Genomic DNA, 2,021 nt, shown 5'->3' with positions numbered 1-2,021 from the left:
GTAATATCCAAAAACCCCTGGGAATCTTCCCATTATGTTTGTTAACAAGGCCATATCTAGCTCTCCATTGATAGAATTTTGAGCTTGAAAGTCCAACAAATCCAAGCAGTTTTCTAATACTTATCCCAGTCTTTTGGTTATAAGCAATTATCGTTTCCACAATGCTATCCCTCACATCTACCTCTACCCATTTGTTTTTTAAATCTCCCCATTGTACTTTTTTTTAAGAATAATATTCTCCTGGGTGAGTTCTGTAATCACTTCCTGCATTCTGGCAATCTTTTGTTTTAGCTGTTCTTCCTTAGCATTCTTTTTGTTAGATTTAGAATTATTAGCAAATGTATTAATAGCCCCTTCAAAGAATTGCTTTTCCCATTTATAAAACATGTTAGGATGAATGCCATATTTTTCGCATAATTCTGATACAGGCATTTTGTTTTTTAAGTGCTCCCGCAGAATTTCAACCTTTTTCTCTGGACTGTAATGTCTCCTTTGCTTAGCCATCTCTTCCTCCTTTCTTTTCCACCTTAACTCAGATAGCCCGTTTGTCCAGTTCCAACTGAAGCGGCACATTCTCCTTTAAGCCCAGTTAATACAATAGCCAATTTTTCTTCTGGTGAAAAATGTCTCCTTTTCATCCTTACCCCTCCTTAGTAGAGTAGTTTATTATACCTCTACCTTCTGGGACTGTCCTGCCCCTCCATGGGGGGCAGGACAAAGACATAATAAGCTTGCCTTATAGTAGGAGGAATGCCTTTTTCCATATCGCCTCCTTCCTCAAGGATTTTATCAATGTTGTCTTCAAAATATCTCCTGATAGATATTGTTGTGTCTTTTTTAATTGGAACAGGGCCGCTAGGTTTAGTAATGTGGTTAAATTGCTTTTTGATTTCCTCACAAAGGTTGAATTTTTTATTGAGTCTTTTATTGTGCCAGTTAATCCTTTCAATCTGGTCTTGTGTAAACAACTCAGCACTACCACTTGTCTTTGAAAGCTCAGCAAAAACATCAAGAGGTGTGATAAGGTGAACTACAACTATCCAAGAATATTGACCGCTTTTAAGTTTATTTATAAAAATCAGGTTGTTAGAAGGAATTAGTCTCCCAATTTCATTTTGTAAATCAATAGGACTTCCATTTATCCCTACAAAGTAAGTATTCCTTTGCTCTATTATGAAAGAATAAATATCTTTTTTTACTGGACATGAGTGTTTAAATCCTGCTACCAATACTTCCAGTTTGAATGTTAAAGCCGGTTCTTTAAATAGGGCATCTCCTTTTAAAGGATATTCTTTGGGGTAAAAAAAGGCATATTTAACACCCACAAATTCATTTTTTTAAATCCTGTAAACATTTCTACCAAAGGAAGTAGCTCTTGAAAGGTTTCAACCATTGCTTTTTGGCCTAATGTGCCAGAGACTGTTGGAATAAGGCGGTTTCTTTAAAACTTCTCTGAGGGTTTTGAATAATGTAAAGGCTTCTTCTTGGGTAATTTCGTTTATTTTTTTGGATGCTATCTTAGGAAATTTTCTTTTAGACATTCTGGGAAAACTTTTTTCAAGCCAGACACGACAAGAAATAGGACGATTTTTATAAATATGCTCTGCCTCATAGATAAGCTTGTAATAAAAATCATGCCGGCTTATACCAGAAGAGATCTCCATCAAGATATTTGTTTTTATTATAAGTCTTGGCAAGTGCCTTGGGAGAGTGCTCAAAAATGAGTTTTTTTATTGTAATAAATCTTCCATGCCTTATCGGGATTTAAAAGAATAAAACCAAACAAACATCTAAAAATCAAATGAATTGGACCCATTTCTTTCACACTACTCTTAAGCTCTGAACAAAACATAATGGCTGTGCCATGTTTGCAAGTAATAGACTTATTATTTATGTAGTCGTTCCTGAAAAACGCTCTAACCTACCATTTTATCACACATTTTTCTTGATATAAGGCTGACAAAAATGCAAAGATATGTTAAAAATCAGTTTAAAACCTTGCAATTTGGAACATAAAAATG

General features: G+C 34.8%; 2 protein-coding genes. Both read right to left on the bottom strand.

Annotated elements, in window-relative coordinates:
• Positions 1–198 precede the first annotated feature (198 nt).
• Positions 199–504 carry a transposase gene (locus tag ACY2V1_RS03665; protein WP_461833441.1) on the bottom strand — a complete coding sequence of 102 codons (306 nt, stop codon included), beginning with the start codon at positions 502–504 and terminating at the stop codon, positions 199–201.
• Between the two features lie 170 nt (positions 505–674).
• Positions 675–1,325, bottom strand: a complete 651-nt coding sequence (locus tag ACY2V1_RS03660; RefSeq protein ID WP_461833440.1) for a hypothetical protein — start codon at positions 1,323–1,325, stop codon at positions 675–677.
• Between the last annotated feature and the right edge of the window lie 696 nt (positions 1,326–2,021).

Source organism: Desulfothermus sp., from assembly GCF_053993635.1.
The sequence above is the reverse complement of the archived record's forward strand: the minus strand, read 5'-3'. Positions and strand labels throughout refer to the sequence as shown.

What these genes read in the sequence shown, in the direction of transcription:
- ACY2V1_RS03665 (WP_461833441.1), bottom strand. Translation starts at nt 504, where the DNA reads ATGGCTAAGCAAAGGAGACATTACAGTCCAGAGAAAAAGGTTGAAATT.